The organism is Pseudomonas cremoris, assembly GCF_014230465.1.
In genome coordinates, this window is the sequence record NZ_JAAXCY010000007.1 from 195997 (window position 1) to 212209 (window position 16213).

Consider the following 16213-nt stretch of genomic DNA (forward strand, 5'->3'; position numbering starts at 1 on the left):
AGTCCTGTGGGAGAGGGTGCTGGCAAAAGCCGGTTTGTGTTAAGTTGGATGCATTAAATGTGAAATAAATAACATTGTAAATGGATTTTGTGAGCCGTTCTGTCACTCGGCCGCATTCAATCAGGGTGAAAGCGCAGTGGATTCAAAGAAAACCGAACGAATCAAAGCCATGCACCGGGCCTTACAAGGCGAGGCGGCGGTGCATCTGCGGAACATGGCGGCGTTGCTTGGGGTGTCGGAAATGACCCTGCGCCGCGACCTGGTGGACAACGCCCAGGGCCTGCGCCTGCTGGGCGGGCATGTCACCCGCAGCGGCGCACCAGAGCCGGACTATCAAGTGGCTGAGCAAGACCTGCGTAACATTGCCGAGAAGCGCCTGATCGGCCAGCGTGCCGCCAGCCTTGTGCGTCCCGGCGATACGATCTTTATCGATTGTGGGACGACCACGCCGTTTATTGTCGATGCGCTGCCCGACGATCTGGAGTTCACCGCGCTGTGCAACTCCCTCAACGTGCTGCTCAAACTCCAGCAAAAGCCGCTGTGCACGGTGATTCTGTGTGGCGGCATGCTCGACCGTCGCAACCTCGTGTTCGAAAGCCGCGCCGAGGCTGGGATTATCGATGGCATCCGCGTCGCCTGGGCGTTCATCTCCGCCGCAGGGGTCAGCGCCGCCCATGGCGTGACCTGCTACAACCTCAACGAAGTGGACGTGAAACGGCGCGTCATGGCGCGAGCGCAGACCTGCGTGCTGGTGGCCGACCACAGCAAATTCGAGCAAGTGCGCGCCGCGCATTTTGCCGAGCTGGCGGATTTCCAGCGGGTGATCAGTGATCCAGCCCTGTCCAAGGCCCAGCAGCACATGATCGAGGAGGGCGGCGCTATACTGATGTTGTGATTTTTATATCGTATGTTTGGATTTTAACAAAATAGCCTTGACACCCTCGGGAACAAGGCATAGTTTTTCAAATGTGATCGCGGTTCACATTTGTGAGCACGGCCTCCCTGAAGGTCGCGCCCGAATCCAGACAACAATAAAAATAGGAATCACCATGCTACAGATAGCCCGTAAACCTGTTCATGTGCTGTCCCTTGCTCTGGCTGTCGCGGCCTCGGTTCTGGCACTGAACGCCCAGGCCAAGGACCTGAAGATCGGTTTCAGCCAGGTCACCCTCCAATCCCCCTTCTATGTGCAGCTGCGTGACGGCGCCAAGGCCGCTGCGGCCAAGGACGGCGACGAGTTGATTTTCCTTGATGCCAACGGCGACATCAGCAAGCAGAACAACGATATCCAGGACCTGCTGACCCGCAAGGTTGACGTGCTGATCATCAATGCCGTCAACCCGGATGCGGTCGGCGCCTCCCTCGATGCTGCCAAGCGCGCCAAGGTCCCGGTGATTGCCGTGGACCGCGCCATCAATGCCCCGGTGGCGGCGACCATCGGCCGTAACAACGCCAAGATGGGCGAGTTGTCCGGCCAGGCGCTGGTGGCAGCGCTCAAGCAAAAAGGCGTGGTCACCGGCAAGATCATCGAGATCCAGGGCGACGCCGGCGGCACCGTGATGCAAGAGCGGCGAAAAGGCTTCCACACGGCGCTGGCCGGTACCGACTTCAAGATCATCGAAGGCCCCTACAGCGAATACATGCGCGCCAATGCGGTGACGGCGATGCAAGACCTGCTGCAAGCCCACCCCGACCTCAAGGCCGTGATCGCCCACAACGACGACATGGCCATGGGCGCCCTCCAAGTGCTTAACGAAAGTGGCAAGAAAAACGTACTGGTTGCCGGTGTGGATGGGCTGTCCGAAGCCATCAACGCTATCCAGAACGGTGACCAGTATGTTGCCACCGCCCTCAACGACCCGCGCTACCTCGGCGAAGTCGCGATTGAAGCGGCGCGCGGCCTGGTGAGCGGCAAGACCATCCCGGCGTTTGTCGATGCCGGCACCAAGGTCGTGACCAAGGCCGATGCGGCCGAGATCAAGCACGACGCCACCTTCGGCGAATACCGTCCAGGCGCGCTCTGATACGCGCTGAACACTTGCATTGCCTATCCAACAGGGGATTTCACTGTGAAAGCTGCCGTCATGTACAAACCGGGTGATATCCGGGTCGAAGACGTTCCAAAGCCTGCTGTAAAACCTGGCCATGCGTTGGTACGCGTTGCCGCGTGCGGGGTGTGCGGTTCGGATATTCCACGGATGCTGAGCAAGGGCGCCCACGTGATGCCGTTGATCTGCGGCCATGAGTTCGCCGGGTTTATCGAAGAAATCGGCAGCGGCGTCGAAGGTTATTCCATTGGTGAACTGGTCACCGTGCCGCCGATGATCCCGGACGTCACCAGCGACCAATACGCCCGTGGTTTTCCGTCGCGCTCCGAGCAATACGACTACTTTGGCAGCCGCCGCGATGGCGCCTACGCCGAGTTCGTCAATGTGCCGCTGAGCAACCTGATCAAGGTGCCGGCGGGCATGGACCCGATTGCCGCGTCCCTGGTGGACCCTGCGGCGATTGCCCTGCACGCCATCTGGAAGGCCGAATTCAAGGCCGGGCAGAGCGGGGCGGTGGTGGGCTGTGGGCCGATTGGCCTGTTTGTGATCCAGTGGCTGCGCATCATGGGCGCCAAGGACATCGTGGCCATCGACATCGCCGAAGAAAAGCTCGCCATGGCGCGCCAGGCCGGTGCCACCCATACCTTGCTCAGCGGCGCCTCGGATGCCGACTTGCCGCGTTGCCAATTGGTGATCGAAGCGGCGGGCCACCCAAGCTCGATCAACCAGGCCGTGCAGTTGACCAAGGCCGGCGGGCATGTGGTGTTCATCGGCATCCCGACCGGCGAAGTGCCGATCAGCACCGCCACGTTCTCGCACTTCCTGCGTCAGGAGATCTCCCTGCACGGCGCTTGGAACTCATTCTCCGCGCCGTTCCCGGGAGATGAATGGACGGCTTCCATCGACAAACTGGCCTCGGGTGAATTGCAGTGGAAATTCATGATCACCCACGACCTGCCGCTGGATGAATTGCCTTCGATGTTCCAGCGCTACGCGGACCGCAGTGAAGTGGCCGCCAAGGTCATTTTCCGTCCGTGATCCAACGCCTTAGGCTGTGATTCGCCCAGCCCTGCAATGCACGCCGTTGCAGGGCTAAAAACAAAAAGCGTCGGCAACCCAAGACGCAGGAGGACTACCGATGACCTTGTTGTTGGGACTGGATTTCGGAACAGGTGGGGTGCGGGCGGGGTTATACGACCTGCACAGCCACAAACTGGTGCAGGTAGCCGAGGCGCCCTACACCACGCATTACCCGCAGTTGGGCTGGGCCGAGCAAGCGCCTGCTGACTGGTGGGCGGCACTGGGCAAGGCGTGCCGGCAGTTGATGAGCCAGGCCGGGCACCCGGCCGTGGCGGCTGTGAGTGTTGCAACCACGGCCTCCACGGTGGTGGCGGCCCAGGCCGACGGCCAACCCCTGGCCCCGGCGTTGTTATGGATGGACTGCCGCGCCGCTGTCGAGTCGGCGCGCACCGCGCCTATCAGCCACCCGATGATGAACCAGGGCGGCGACGCAGTGGAGTGGTTGGTGCCCAAGGCCATGTGGCTGGCCGAGCACGAGCCAGAGGTGTACCGACGCGCCGCACGTATTTGCGAAGCGGTGGACTGGATCAACTTCCAGCTCACTGGGCGCTGGGTTGCATCCCAGCTCAACGCCAGTTGCAAATGGAACTACGACACCCTGCAACAACGTTTCCCCGTGGAGTTGTATGCCGAGCTTGGCATCCCGGAATTGGCGGAAAAACTGCCGCCGGACGTGATCAAGGTAGGCGGGCGCATCGGGCCGCTGACTGCCGAGGCTGCCAGTCACCTGGGCCTGAGCCGCGACACGCTGGTGGCGCAGGGCGGCATCGACGCCCACATGGCGATGCTCAGCGCCGGCACCACGGGCGCTGGCGAACTGCTGTTTATCGGCGGTACGTCGGTGGTGCAGCTGATGCACACCCCCAAGCGTATCGACGTGCCGGGCATCTGGGGCCCTTACCCCGATGCATTGCTCGACGGCCAGTGGTTGATGGAGGGCGGGCAGGTCTCGGCCGGTTCGATCCTCAACTGGCTGGCGCAGAAGATGTTTGGCTTGGACGATGCCGGCCACCAGCAACTGATTCGCAAGGCCGCTGCGCTGCAACCGGGTTCCACCGGCTTGTTGGTGCTGGATTACTGGATGGGCAACCGCACACCGTATCGTTCGCCGGATATGCGCGGTGCAATCATGGGCCTGTCGCTCAACCATGACCGGCACGACCTCTACCGCGCCTCGGTGGAAGCCATTGCACTGGGCTCGGCGAATATCTTTCATACCTGGCGCAGTGAAGGCATCGAGATCACCCGCGTGGTCGCTGCCGGCGGGTTCCAGAAAAACCCACTGTGGTTGCAGGCCACCGTTGACGCCACCGGCGTACCCTTTGAAATGGTGCCCCACGACAACCTCACCCTGATCGGCACCGCCGCCGCTGCCGCCTGTGCCCTCGGCGAGTTCAGCGATTTGCAGCAAGCCGCCACCGACTTCACCACGGTCGGCCGCCTGATCGAACCCGACCCCTACGCCCACGAGCAATACATCGAGCTGCTCGGCCGTTACCGTGCTGCCACCGACAGTGTCGCGCCTATCAGTTGCAAGCCGCCGGCGAACCGTGTGCTCGGCGTAAGGCCGGCAGCATGAGCGCCGAATCGCTGTCACCCAAACTCACCGGGGACGCCCAGCGTGATGACCTGATGGTGCAGGTTGCCAAGCTGTACTTCGACCTGGAAAAGACCCAAAGCGAAATCTCCAAGGAAACCGGCCTGACCCGCTGGCAAGTCAGCCGTTTGCTGCGAGAGGCGCGCGATTGCGGGGTGGTGCGCATCGACATCGTCGCCCATTCTGCCCGCGTGCCCGCGCTGGAAGTTGCCCTGCAACGCCGTTTCGGCCTGCGTGAAGCGCTGGTGCTGGACGTCGAAGACGAAGACGCCCTTAACGTGGTGACCCAAGCCGCAGCGCGCTACCTGTGCAACCTGCAACCGATGCCTGCGCTGATCGGTGTGTCCTGGGGCCGCACCTTGACCAAGATGGCCCAATGGCTGACGCCGCGTTGGAACGAAGGGGTCAATGTGGTGCTGCTCAATGGCGCGATCAATACGCGCTCGACCGGCGAACCCAACCACAACGTTGCCGAACGTTTTGCCCAGGCGGCCCGTGGCCAGGCCACCTTGCTGCCGGTACCGGCCATTTTGGGGCACGCCCATACGCGTGAAGCGCTGGAGCAAGACCCGGTGATCGCCCAGGTCATGCAGCTTGGGGAGCAGGCGCCGGTCGCGTGTTTCAGCTTGGGAGAGCTGTCTGATCATTCGGTGCTGATGGAGTCCGGCTATATCGACCGTCCCCTGCTGGCCGAGCTGGAACGTCTCGGCGCAGTGGGCGACATCATGGGCCGATTTATCGGCATGGACGGCGAGCCAGTGCTGCCGGAGCTGGATGCGCGCACCCTCGGCCTGCGCCTGTCGGCCCTGCGTGAAAAAACCTGGTCGATTGCCGTGTGCGTCGGCACCCACAAGCACCGCATCGTGCACGCCAGCGTCAAGGCCGGTTACGTGAATGTGCTGGCCACCGACGCGGCGACCGCCCGCTACTTGCTGGAGCAGGATCATGAATGAGTTGGCCCTGGAAATTCGCCACGTCAGCAAGCGCTTTCCGCCGAATGTGATTGCACTCACCGACGCCTCCCTCGACGTACGGCCCGGCGAAGTGCATTGCCTGCTGGGCGCCAATGGCGCTGGCAAAAGTACGCTGTTGAAAATCGTCGCCGGTGCCCATCGCCCGGATGGCGGTGACATGTCGATTGCCGGCAATCCGGTGGAGTTGAAAAACCCGCAACAGGCGCGCCAGGCCGGGATCGCCATGATCTACCAGGAGCTGGACCTGATCCCGCAGATGACGGTCGAAGAGAACCTGATGCTCGGCTATGCGCCACGGCGTTTTGGCATGATCGACCGGCGCAAGCGCAGCGCCATGGCCAAGGCTGCCTTATTGCGCGTAGGTGCAAACTTCGCCAGTACCGACCGCGTTGGCAGCCTGTCGATTGCCAACCAACAATTGGCGGCGATTGCCCGTGCCTTGACTTGCGAGGCCAAGGTGGTGGTGATGGATGAGCCCTCCGCCGCGTTGAATGAAACCGAGCTCAAGCAGGTGTTCCAAGTGATTCGCGAGATCACCGCTGCAGGCGTTGCGGTGTTGTATGTGAGCCACCGGCTCAATGAAATTCGCGAGATCGGCGACCGCGTCACCGTGCTGCGCGCCGGGCGCACCTTGCAAACCCACGAACTGGCGCAGATCGATGACCAGGCGTTGATCGCGGCGGTGGTCGGCGAGCACCGCGATTTGCTGGAACGCAGCCCGCGCCAAGCGCCGCGCGATGAGTTGGCCTTGAATGTGCGCCGCCTGCAAGGCGCCCAGGGCCTGGACGTGCGTGAGTTGCAAGTGCGCCAGGGTGAAATCGTCGGCCTGGCCGGGCTCAATGGCGCAGGCCGCAGCACCTTGCTCAAGGCGTTGTTCGGCGTGGGACGCAACGACAGCGATGTAGAGTTGTTCGGCGAACCTTATCGCCCGCTGACCTCACGCCAGGCGATCCGCCAGGGCGTCGGCCTGGTCCCGGAAAACCGCAAGACCGAAGGCCTGCTGCTGGACGCGCCGATTTATCGCAATGCGTGCCTGGTGCATGCGCGGCACCTGCGCTGGTTCTCTCATCGCCAGGCCAAGGACCGCGCTGGCCCGGTGCTGCAACGCTTGCAAACCAAGCTCGACAACCTGGAGCAACCGGTGCGCCAGCTCTCGGGTGGCAACCAGCAGAAAGTGGTGATGGCCAAGTGGGTGATCGACGGTGCGCGCTTGTTGTTGCTCGACGAGCCCAGCCGTGGTCTCGATGTGGGCGCCAAGGCTGACCTTTATGCCCTGGCGCGTAGCCTGGCGCAGGAAGGCGCGGGCGTGCTGGTGGCCAGCAGTGAGCTGGATGAGTTGTACGTCAATTGTGACCGCATCTGGGTCATGCACGAGGGGCGCAACGCCGTGTGTTTCGACCCATTGAGTGCCAGTCGCGACCAGATCGACCAGGCCATCCTTATTGGTAAAAGAGTGTAGAACCATGACTATCGCCAGTAACCCGACACCCGTGTTCGACAAGCCCGTCGCCCTTGCCGCCAGCCGCCGTAGCGCGGTGCTGGAGTGGGTGATGCGCTACAACTTCGTGTTTATCTTCCTGTTCGCCGTCGTCGTGGCGACGTTCCTGTCGGATGACTTCCTGACCTTTGGCAATATCGCCAACCTGTTCCAGCAAGGGGCTATCGTCGGGATTGTCGCCATCGGCATGACCTTTGTGATTCTTACCGCCAACATCGATCTGTCGGTCGGCAGCTTATGCGCGTTCGGCGGCATCCTGGTGGCCGTGCTGTTGCAAAACCAGGTCAGCGGCTGGCTGGCAGTACCGGCGACCTTGCTGGTGGGGTTGGCGATTGGCACGCTGATGGGCAGCCTCACGGTATTCGGCAAGGTGCCGAGTTTTATCATCACCCTCGCTGGGTTGGTGTCGCTGCGCGGGGCGACGTTCCTCGCCTCCGACGGCGCACCGATTGGTGGTTTGCCCGCGAGCTTTACCGGTTTCGGTTCGTCGATGATCGATATCCTGCCGAGTGCCGGTATTGCGTTCCCGGTGCTGGGGCTGATCTTTATCCTGATCACCGTGGTTGCCTGGCTGGTGCTGCGCTACACCGTGTTTGGCGAGTACGTGCTGGCCACCGGCGGCAACCTGGAGGCCGCCCGTTTGTCCGGTGTACCGGTCCGTGCGGTGACCATCGGGGTGTTTGCGATCTGCGGCGGGCTGGCGGCGTTTGCCGGGCTGTTGATGACCTCGCGCTTGCACGTTGGCCAACCCACCGCTGCCCAAGGCCTTGAACTGGACGCGATCGCTGCCGTAGTACTCGGTGGCACCAGCCTGTTCGGCGGGCGCGGCAGCGTGGTGGGCACCGCAGTGGCGGTGATGCTGCTGCAGGTGCTGCGCAATATCTTCAATTTGCTGGGGCTGGGTTCGTTTTATCAGATGGCAATTACTGGCGTGATCATTGTGTTGGCGATTTTGCTCAACCGTTTGATCGACCATTACGCTGGCCGTACCTGAGGATAAAAGCGGATGAATGCACCACAGATCAAGGCCGTGATCTTCGATATGGATGGCCTGTTGCTGGACACCGAGGGCGTTTATACCGAGGTCACTCAAATCATCTCCGACCGTTATGGAGGCCGGGCATTTGACTGGCAGTTCAAGCAGAACACCATTGGCCTGGGCGCGTATGACCTGGCCAGCTACATCGTGGGCGCGCTGGAATTGCCGATCAGCCCCGAGACGTTTCTGGAACTGCGTACGCCGCTGATGAACGAACGTTTTCCTCACGCCAGCGCCATGGCCGGGGCGGAGCGGTTGGTGCGGCACCTCTCGGCCAAAGGCGTGCCGATTGCGGTAGGCACCAGTTCTTCGCGGCATTACTTTGACCTGAAGATAAGCCGCCACCGGGAGTGGTTTGCGCTGTTTGATGCGATTGTCACGGCGGATGACCCGCAGGTGGGCGCAGCCAAGCCAGCACCGGATATTTTCCTGGTGGCGGCTGCGCGTTTAGGTATCGCCCCGGTGGACTGCCTGGTGTTTGAAGATTCACCGTTCGGTGTTACGGCGGCGAAGGCGGCGGGGATGTTTGCGGTGGCTGTTCCTGATCCGGCGATGCCGGATGCGAAGTTCACGCATGCTGATTGTCGCCTGCCGAGCCTCGAAGCCTTCGAGCCGCAAGCCTGGGGCTTGCCTAGATATTAAAAACTCAGCAAATCCAATGTGGGAGTGGGCTTGCTCGCGAATGCGGTGGTTCAGTCGCCCTGTACATCAACTGACACACCGCATTCGCGAGCAAGCCCGCTCCCACACAAGCCCGCTCTCACTGGAATTGGGGGCCTTCAGACAAACGGCTGCCCACTGAACCCACGCGGCAAACGCTGCAGCCCTGGCAGGTCGGTGAGGCGTTGCGTCCAGGCGCTGCGCCAATCGACGGCGGTAGAGGTCTTGGCTTTGCGGTTGGCTCGGCGTGCGGCATTACGCTGTACGCGGCGCGCTTCCTTATAGGCATCGGTGTTGCGGCAGGTGCGGCACTTGACCCGGTTCAGCTCGGTGCTGGAGGGGAGGTTGGTGCCGTGGTGACCACAGGCCAAGTGGCCGGCGACCTTGAAGTGAATGACCATCTGAGCATCTCCTTCTTATGGGGGAGGGCGGAACGGTTTTTTCCGACACCTCACGTTTTGTGACCCCATCGGCTCAGCCGCGTTCGCTTTTGTTCATTGCCCTGCCGCGTTCAGTCGATAAGCGCCAACAGGTCGGTGTCACCCACATCCACACCCGCCTGGGTCAGCAGGGTTGTCGCCTGGCCGCGGTGGTGGGTCTGGTGGTTGAAGAAATGCACCAGCAGGCTGAAAAAGGGCTTGTCCGCCGCCATGCCGCGCATGTTGTGGTAGTGCAGGCGGTGATCCAGGTCGGCCTCCTGCACGGTCGGCACCCAAGCGATGATCAGTTGATCCAGCCAGGCGCGGCGGACGCCGAGTTCACGGATGTCGGCAAAGGCCAGTTGCTTCAAGTCAGTCGGGGTGGCGATGGCATCCAGCGGCGCCAGTACCGAATAGCCTGCAGGATGCAGGGCAAAGCGCTTGAGCCAGACGGTATCGCCCAACGCCAGATGATTCAGGGTGCCGAGGATCGAACCGAAAAACGCGTTACGGTCCATGCCTAGCTCTGCATCGCTCAGCGTGCCAGCCGCGTCGTAGAGCTTGCGGTTCATCCATTGGTTGTAGCTCGCCATCAGGGCGATATGCTCGATCCGATTCACCTGGTCCTTCCTCGAAGACGCGACGCCTGCATGATAGGCCGTGCCCGCCCGGCGGTCATGGTGTTCCGGCAGGCGCGGGCTATGGTTGTTAGACGCCAACATTGCGCCCTCGGAGGGTGACACCATGAACACCAGTGATCTACTCGAACAACTGCTGCGCGCCGGGCAACCGGGCGGTGCGGCCTCAGGTGGTGGCCTGGGCGGGCTGCTTGGCGGGTTATTGAAAGGCACCAGCAATGCCCAGGCCGGCGGTGGCCTGGGCGGTTTGTTAGGTGGCCTGGGCGGATTGCTGGGCGGTGGGGCGGCGGCACGCCCTGCGCAAGGGCGTTCCGGTGGTATGAATTACGCGGCGCTGGCCTCCTTGGGAATGATGGCCTTTCAGGCGTATCAAGCCTGGCAAAGCCAACAGGCAACTCAGCCGCAGGGCGCCTTCCAGACCGCCGACCAGCTCGACGGCCCGGAAGCCGAGGCCCATAGCCACGCGGTGTTGCGCGCGTTGATCGCCGCCGCCAAGTCGGATGGGCGCATCGATGAAAAAGAACAGCATATGATCTCGGACGAGCTGGCCAAGCACACTGACGACCCGCAGTTGCAACAGTGGCTCGACGCCGAAGTCGCCAGGCCATTGAATGCTGCGGATTTTGCCGAGTACGCCCACGACCCGGCCCTGGCGTCGGAGATCTACCTGGCCAGCGTCCTGTTGGTCGACGATCAACAGGACGCGGAACGCAACTACCTGGATGAGCTGGCAGCGCAATTGCAAATCGACCCGCAGCTGCAACTGCACCTGGAGCAACAGGCCAAGGGCTAGAACCGCAGGGTGGCGCCCGTGGTCAGCCATTGCTTGCGATCTCCATTCAGGCTTTGCCCGACCACAAGGTCCACGTCGACAAATTTACCGACATGCAAACGCGGCCCGGCTTGCCAAGCCTGGTCGCCACCTTCCTGGCCGTAGCGTTCACCGATCAGCGTGAGCGCATCGATCAGTTGGTATTCGAACCCCGTGCCCCAGGTCAGACGATGATTCTGCTCACCGCCGTTGTAGGCGTGGGTCCAGCCGCCATTGAAGTTCAGGCGCAGCGCTTCAACGGGTTGCCAGGTCAGTGGCACGTTGAAGTCGGCGCCATCAAACGCATGCTCGCGGTCCAGCGCAAAGTGGCTCGTAGCGGAAACCGCCAGTTGCAATCCCACGTCTTGCTGCGACCACACTTGCGCTTTGATTTGCGGGCTGACCTGCGTCTCGGCATCCCCGGCATTGCTGGCGCGGGACAGCGCCGCACTCCACTGCACCGACGGCAATGCGCTAAAAGTGCAGGCCGGGTTCAGGGTTTGGTTGTTGATGTTGCCTTGGTGCCGGTTGGCGGTGTACCAGGCGTCGACATTGCACTCTCCTGGATCGTTGACCGCACCATCGTCCACGACATAAGCGCCGCCGGCGGCGTACGCCTTGGACAGCACCGCCGTGACCAATACAAGGGCCAGGGTCAACCCGATGAAAATCAGGTTACGCCGCAGTGCTCGACGTTTTGCCGGTGGTAGTAGCAACAGGGTGTGGTGTGCGCCGCGATAGTGACGCGCACGGTATTTGGCAAACCCATCTATAGGTTTCTGGGTATGTTTTTTGTGCATGATGCACCTCGCTTGAATTCAGCTTTCTACGGTCAGCACGGAAATGCCGCTGGCTTTGGCCTGACACACCAGCTCCGAAGTGTCGTCACCACCCGGCAGGGCGATGACCACGTCGGGGCAGCTGTCGGTCAGCATGAAATGGTTGCGCTGGCGTTCGGCTTGCTTGCCGTGGCGTTGCCAGTTCGGCGGGTAGCGCACCACATCAATGCCCAATTCCCGTGCCCAGTCCTCGACATCGCTGCCCAGGAACTGGTTGCCGCCATGGATCAATACCTGCACCGGGCGCAGGCGGTGGTAAGCGTCCAGCACTTGGCGGGACTTTTTGGTGTCGGCGTAATGACGACCTGCACAGATCAAGACGCGCATATTCGAATCCTTGTGATGCACGGTGACGGCCGGGCGACCGCCACCGTTTGAACGGCGGGAAAATCAGTACCACTGCTTGAAGCGGCGGATGTAGATCGTCTTCATCAGTTGGGCGACGCAGCAGTAAGCGAGCAAGGTGCCCACCAGCCATGGGAAGTACGCCAGCGGCAACGGCTCCAGGCCAACCAGGGTGCCCAGCGGCGAGAACGGTACGTAGATCCCCAGCACAATCACCACGGCTGTCATCATCAACACCGGCCATGCCGCCGTGCTCTGGAAGAACGGGATCTTGCGGGTGCGCAGCATGTGCACGACCAGGGTTTGCGAGAGCAGCCCTTCGATAAACCAGCCGGACTGGAACAGGGTCTGCATTTCCACGCTGTTGGCGGAGAACACGTACCACATCAGCGCAAAGGTGGTGATGTCGAAGATCGACGAGGTCGGTCCGATCCAGATCATGAAGCGGCCGATGTTTTTCGCATCCCACTTGCGTGGCTTGGCCAGGTATTCCTTGTCCATCTTGTCCCACGGCAAGGCCAGCTGGGAGATGTCGTACATCAGGTTTTGCAGCAGCAGGTGGATCGACAGCATCGGCAGGAACGGGATAAACGCACTGGCCACCAGCACCGAGAACACGTTGCCGAAGTTGGAACTGGCGGTCATGTTCAGGTACTTCATGATATTGCCGAAGGTTTCGCGGCCCTTGAGCACACCTTCTTCCAGCACCATCAGGCTCTTTTCCAGCAGGATGATGTCGGCCGATTCCTTGGCAATGTCAGTGCCGCTGTCCACCGAGATGCCCACGTCGGCGTCGCGCAGCGCCGGAGCATCGTTGATACCATCACCGAGGAACCCAACGGTATGTCCGTTGGCTTGCAGGGCCTTGAGCACGCGAGATTTCTGCAGCGGCGTGAGTTTGGCGAACACCGTGCGTTCTTCGACGCGGCGCAGCAGGGTGGCGTCGTCCATCGCTTCAATTTCCACACCCAGCAGCGGCTGGCCTGGGTCCAGGCCGACCTGGCGGCAGATCTTGCTGGTGACCACGGCGTTGTCACCGGTGAGTACCTTTACCGCCACGCCAATCTGTTGCAGCGCGGCAATTGCCGGGCCGGCGGTTTCCTTCGGCGGATCGAGGAACGTCAGGAAGCCCTGGATCACCAGGTTGCGCTCATCGACGGTGGTGTACTGCTGGCGGGCCAGCGCCTTGGGAATGTTGCGGGTGGCCACCACGAGTACGCGGAAACCGTCTTCGTTGTAGTCGTTGGCCAGTGCCAGCAACTCATTGCGGCGACGTTCATCCAGCGGCACGGCTTCGCCATTTTCCATGACATGGGTGGAAATGCTCAGCATCTCTTCCACGGCGCCCTTGCACACCAGCAACTGGTCGTCGGCAGCATCCTTGACCACGATCGACAGGCGACGGCGTACAAAGTCGAAAGGCAATTCATCGACCTTGCTGTAGGCAAACGGCACCTTGAACTTGGGGTTTTGCTCCGAGAACTGCACCACGGCCTGGTCCATCAGGTTCTTCATGCCGCTTTGGTGAAAGCTGTTCAGCCAGGCCAGGGACAGCACCGCGTCATCTCGCTGGCCGAAGGCGTTGACGTGATGCTCAAGGATGATCTTGTCCTGGGTCAGGGTGCCGGTCTTGTCAGTGCACAGCACGTCCATCGAACCGAAGTTCTGGATTGCGTTGAGGCGCTTGACCACCACCTTGCGCTTGGCCATGGCCGTGGCGCCCTTGGCCAGGTTGGCGCTGACGATCATCGGCAGCATTTCCGGAGTGAGGCCTACGGCAACCGCCAGGGCAAACAGGAAAGCATCGCCCCAGTCACCCTTGGAGAAGCCGTTGAGGAAGAACACGATCGGCACCATCACCAGCATGAAGCGAATCAGCAACCAGCTGACGCTGTTCACGCCACGGTCAAACGCGGTTTGCACCCGTGAACCGACAATCGCCTTGGCCAGCGAGCCAAAGTAGGTACGCGGGCCGGTGGCGACGACCACGGCTTTGGCACGCCCGCTGACGACGTTGGTGCCCATGAAGCAGATGTTGGGCAAGTCCAGCAAGTTGCCTTGATCGGCAGCAAAGGCAGGAGTGGCGGACTTTTGCGTGACGTCGCCCAGGGTGTCGTACTTTTCTACCGGCAAGGCTTCGCCAGTCAGCACCGCCTGGCTGATAAACAGGTCACGGGACTCGATCAGGCGAATATCTGCCGGGATCATGTCGCCGGCGGACAGCTGCACGATGTCGCCGGCCACCAGGTCGCGCATCGGCACTTCGCGCAGAGTGGGCTGGGTGCCGACTTGCTCACGACGCAAGACGGTCGCGGTGGTGCGCACCATGGCTTTCAAGGCTTCGGCGGATTTGGCCGAACGGTGTTCCTGCCAAAAACGCAGCAGGCTGCTGAGCAGCACCATGGTCATGATGATGATGACTTTGGTGGGGTCGGCTTCTTCGCCGGCACGCATCGGCAGCCAGCAATCGGTGACGAAGCTGATACCGCCCAAGGTCAACAACACGTAGATGAACGGGTTGTTCAGTGCTTGCAGGAACTGGACGATGGCGTGTGGCGGCTTGTCGTGGGCCACTTCGTTGTAGCCTTCGCGTTGCAGGCGGGCGGCGGCGTCCAGTTCGGTCAAGCCGTCCTGGGTGGCACGTACGTTGGCCAGGGTGGCCGAAAGGCCGTTCTGGGCTTCCCGGGCGGCACGCATCGACAGCTTGGTATCGGCGTCGGTTGCGGTTTTCTTGTGCAGTGGCGTGTTTTTTACGGCGCTCATTGTGTGTACTCCTGTCGCCAATTTTCGACAAAACATACCCGGTACTTACCTGTTTTCAGGCGAGCGAAAGCATGCCGAGCCGCTAACTTCGCGATCGGTTTAAATAAGGTGCTGATATAACTTTTGCGGGCGCGCTAGTTAACTTGCGCGCAGCACGCTACAACTGGAAGTGTTCATAGGGAACTCCAGGGTGTTTAACGGAAAGTTGCTGTTTCCAGCAGGATTAAGAGGCGCGCGCGCTCAGGTAAAGACCGAGCAGCAAGCCGGCTTGCACCAGGCTGGAAACCTTCGGTCTCTGTGGGTCCTGAGGGTCGGCGTGATCCCATTGCTGGACCAGTTGGCCGCTTTCGGGGCAGACACGCCAGTGCGCCAGCGGGGGCGCCGGACGCACTTGGTGGGAGGATGTGGCAAAGGCCGAGCGGGTAGGGGAAAAGCCTACGGGCTCGCGGCACAGCTTGGCGCGCAGGGCTGCGGCTAGCTGGCGAACATCTGTTAAAACAAAGGTTTGGAAGGTCATAACACACCTCGGGACCGGACGAGCGACCGGCGAGGCAGTTACGGTGGAGCATCGAGCTCTAGCGCAGCTTACCGGACCTGGAAGGCGAGTCCTGTCATATTCTGGGTTTGGCGCCCGATGCCCGCAAACGCGGTGCTCGGACAGCGACTAGATACTGTGTCCATTGGCTTCTTTTGTGAGGTTTAAAAAAGGCCCCAGTTGCGGGCACGGGCAATCTACTCAGCCAGTTACAAAATGTCAACGCATGATTGATTAAAGTGCCTGGCGTTCAGAGTTCATTCAGACAAGCAGCATCGGAAAGTTATGGGATATATAACTTCATATACCGTTGGCGGCGAGCACGGCGAGATAGATCAATACCAGCCCGCAAGTACCGTAACTGATGCGTTGCCAGAACGGCGATGCGTTCTTGCGCAGCAGATTCACCAGCGCTGCGATCAGGAAGCACGACAACACGGAGGCCAACATGAAACCTGCGAAAAACATCAGGGTTTGCCCGTGGCTCGGCGTAGCGCCGACGATACCCGACAGCGCGCTGCCCAACGCCCCCCAGTAAACAATGTTCTTAGGGTTGGCCAGGGAAATCGCGGCGCCCACCGCGAGTGCGTTTTTCCCGGAGCTGGCCGGCGCGTCCTCGGTTTGGGGCAAACGCCAGGCATCGCGCAGGCTTTGCACACCAAGCCAGGCCAGGTAGAGCGCGCAAACGATGGTCAGCGGTACGCGCACGGCGTCGTGCTGGATCAACAGGGCGATGCCGGTAAGGCCAATCACCGCCCATACCGCATCGCCCACCAGCGAGCCGATTTGCACCAACAGTGCCGGGGTGAAGCCGTGGAGCAAGCCACGCCGCAGAGTCTCCGCCAGCACGGCGCCAGGGGAGAGGCAAAACACAAAACCGAATACCAGTGCATAAAAGAAGATCGTCAGCATGCCCGCGTTCCTTCAGGAGATGGCGGGCATTGTGATGATCCAAGGGCCCTGCGTC

Annotated in this window: 16 protein-coding genes; 9 read left to right on the plus strand and 7 right to left on the minus strand. The window is 61.4% G+C overall.

Features of this window, described 5'->3' with window-relative positions; translation table 11 throughout:
• The first annotated feature begins 136 nt into the window (after positions 1 to 136).
• From deoR to HF257_RS18945, 8 genes are all read left to right on the plus strand, one after another.
• Entirely contained in the window at positions 137 to 895 is a 759-nt protein-coding gene (deoR, locus tag HF257_RS18910; protein WP_185705933.1) for a DNA-binding transcriptional repressor DeoR, read from the plus strand.
• A gap of 154 nt (positions 896 to 1049) precedes the next feature.
• Entirely contained in the window at positions 1050 to 2024 is a 975-nt protein-coding gene (locus tag HF257_RS18915; protein WP_185705935.1) for a substrate-binding domain-containing protein, read from the plus strand.
• A gap of 45 nt (positions 2025 to 2069) precedes the next feature.
• Complete coding sequence (locus HF257_RS18920; protein WP_312494539.1) at positions 2070 to 3086, plus strand: galactitol-1-phosphate 5-dehydrogenase; 1017 nt, start codon at positions 2070 to 2072, stop codon at positions 3084 to 3086.
• A 100-nt stretch (positions 3087 to 3186) separates the two neighbouring features.
• Positions 3187 to 4707, plus strand: coding sequence for an FGGY-family carbohydrate kinase (locus HF257_RS18925; protein WP_185705937.1), 1521 nt, complete (start codon positions 3187 to 3189; stop codon positions 4705 to 4707).
• Positions 4704 to 5678 carry a sugar-binding transcriptional regulator gene (locus HF257_RS18930; RefSeq protein ID WP_185705940.1) on the plus strand — a complete coding sequence of 325 codons (975 nt, stop codon included), beginning with the start codon at positions 4704 to 4706 and terminating at the stop codon, positions 5676 to 5678. The genes HF257_RS18925 and HF257_RS18930 overlap by 4 nt, the downstream gene beginning before the upstream one ends.
• On the plus strand, positions 5671 to 7158 hold the full coding sequence (locus HF257_RS18935) for a sugar ABC transporter ATP-binding protein (RefSeq protein WP_185705942.1): 1488 nt from the start codon (positions 5671 to 5673) through the stop codon (positions 7156 to 7158). Before HF257_RS18930 ends, HF257_RS18935 begins: the two co-directional genes overlap by 8 nt.
• A gap of 4 nt (positions 7159 to 7162) precedes the next feature.
• Positions 7163 to 8191 carry an ABC transporter permease gene (locus HF257_RS18940; RefSeq protein WP_185705944.1) on the plus strand — a complete coding sequence of 343 codons (1029 nt, stop codon included), beginning with the start codon at positions 7163 to 7165 and terminating at the stop codon, positions 8189 to 8191.
• Positions 8192 to 8203: 12 nt separating this feature from the next.
• Positions 8204 to 8878 (plus strand): HAD-IA family hydrolase, encoded by a 675-nt coding sequence (locus tag HF257_RS18945; protein ID WP_185705946.1) that lies wholly within the window; start codon positions 8204 to 8206, stop codon positions 8876 to 8878.
• Between the two features lie 137 nt (positions 8879 to 9015).
• Here the strand turns inward: HF257_RS18945 and HF257_RS18950 are convergent, their stop codons facing one another.
• Together HF257_RS18950 and HF257_RS18955 are read right to left on the minus strand one after the other, a co-directional pair.
• Complete coding sequence (locus HF257_RS18950; RefSeq protein WP_185705948.1) at positions 9016 to 9297, minus strand: hypothetical protein; 282 nt, start codon at positions 9295 to 9297, stop codon at positions 9016 to 9018.
• Between the two features lie 110 nt (positions 9298 to 9407).
• The gene (locus HF257_RS18955) at positions 9408 to 9935 is read right to left on the minus strand and encodes a DinB family protein (protein WP_185706332.1); all 528 of its coding nucleotides are present in this window, start codon (positions 9933 to 9935) and stop codon (positions 9408 to 9410) included.
• 124 nt (positions 9936 to 10059) lie between these two features.
• Here HF257_RS18955 and HF257_RS18960 point away from each other — a divergent pair, with 124 nt between their 5' ends.
• A complete protein-coding gene (locus tag HF257_RS18960) occupies positions 10060 to 10746 on the plus strand; it encodes a tellurite resistance TerB family protein (RefSeq protein ID WP_185705950.1) in 687 nt (228 codons plus the stop codon).
• Here HF257_RS18960 and HF257_RS18965 read toward each other — a convergent pair.
• From HF257_RS18965 to HF257_RS18985, 5 genes are all read right to left on the minus strand, one after another.
• On the minus strand, positions 10743 to 11564 hold the full coding sequence (locus HF257_RS18965; RefSeq protein WP_185705952.1) for a hypothetical protein: 822 nt from the start codon (positions 11562 to 11564) through the stop codon (positions 10743 to 10745). The two genes, HF257_RS18960 and HF257_RS18965, sit on opposite strands and share 4 nt — an antisense overlap.
• 18 nt (positions 11565 to 11582) lie before the next feature.
• On the minus strand, positions 11583 to 11930 hold the full coding sequence (locus HF257_RS18970) for a DUF2493 domain-containing protein (RefSeq protein ID WP_185705954.1): 348 nt from the start codon (positions 11928 to 11930) through the stop codon (positions 11583 to 11585).
• A gap of 63 nt (positions 11931 to 11993) precedes the next feature.
• Entirely contained in the window at positions 11994 to 14711 is a 2718-nt protein-coding gene (gene mgtA / locus HF257_RS18975) for a magnesium-translocating P-type ATPase (protein ID WP_185705956.1), read from the minus strand.
• A 223-nt stretch (positions 14712 to 14934) separates the two neighbouring features.
• Positions 14935 to 15228, minus strand: a complete 294-nt coding sequence (locus HF257_RS18980) for a hypothetical protein (RefSeq protein ID WP_185705958.1) — start codon at positions 15226 to 15228, stop codon at positions 14935 to 14937.
• Positions 15229 to 15546: 318 nt separating this feature from the next.
• Positions 15547 to 16158 carry a LysE family transporter gene (locus HF257_RS18985; protein WP_185705960.1) on the minus strand — a complete coding sequence of 204 codons (612 nt, stop codon included), beginning with the start codon at positions 16156 to 16158 and terminating at the stop codon, positions 15547 to 15549.
• Between the last annotated feature and the right edge of the window lie 55 nt (positions 16159 to 16213).

What these genes read in the sequence shown, in the direction of transcription:
- HF257_RS18980 (WP_185705958.1), bottom strand. Translation starts at nt 15,228, where the DNA reads ATGACCTTCCAAACCTTTGTTTTAACAGATGTTCGCCAGCTAGCCGCA.
- HF257_RS18960 (WP_185705950.1), top strand. Translation starts at nt 10,060, where the DNA reads ATGAACACCAGTGATCTACTCGAACAACTGCTGCGCGCCGGGCAACCG.
- HF257_RS18950 (WP_185705948.1), bottom strand. Translation starts at nt 9,297, where the DNA reads ATGGTCATTCACTTCAAGGTCGCCGGCCACTTGGCCTGTGGTCACCAC.
- HF257_RS18965 (WP_185705952.1), bottom strand. Translation starts at nt 11,564, where the DNA reads ATGCACAAAAAACATACCCAGAAACCTATAGATGGGTTTGCCAAATAC.
- HF257_RS18945 (WP_185705946.1), top strand. Translation starts at nt 8,204, where the DNA reads ATGAATGCACCACAGATCAAGGCCGTGATCTTCGATATGGATGGCCTG.
- HF257_RS18935 (WP_185705942.1), top strand. Translation starts at nt 5,671, where the DNA reads ATGAATGAGTTGGCCCTGGAAATTCGCCACGTCAGCAAGCGCTTTCCG.
- HF257_RS18915 (WP_185705935.1), top strand. Translation starts at nt 1,050, where the DNA reads ATGCTACAGATAGCCCGTAAACCTGTTCATGTGCTGTCCCTTGCTCTG.
- HF257_RS18930 (WP_185705940.1), top strand. Translation starts at nt 4,704, where the DNA reads ATGAGCGCCGAATCGCTGTCACCCAAACTCACCGGGGACGCCCAGCGT.
- HF257_RS18925 (WP_185705937.1), top strand. Translation starts at nt 3,187, where the DNA reads ATGACCTTGTTGTTGGGACTGGATTTCGGAACAGGTGGGGTGCGGGCG.
- HF257_RS18940 (WP_185705944.1), top strand. Translation starts at nt 7,163, where the DNA reads ATGACTATCGCCAGTAACCCGACACCCGTGTTCGACAAGCCCGTCGCC.
- mgtA (WP_185705956.1), bottom strand. Translation starts at nt 14,711, where the DNA reads ATGAGCGCCGTAAAAAACACGCCACTGCACAAGAAAACCGCAACCGAC.
- HF257_RS18970 (WP_185705954.1), bottom strand. Translation starts at nt 11,930, where the DNA reads ATGCGCGTCTTGATCTGTGCAGGTCGTCATTACGCCGACACCAAAAAG.
- HF257_RS18985 (WP_185705960.1), bottom strand. Translation starts at nt 16,158, where the DNA reads ATGCTGACGATCTTCTTTTATGCACTGGTATTCGGTTTTGTGTTTTGC.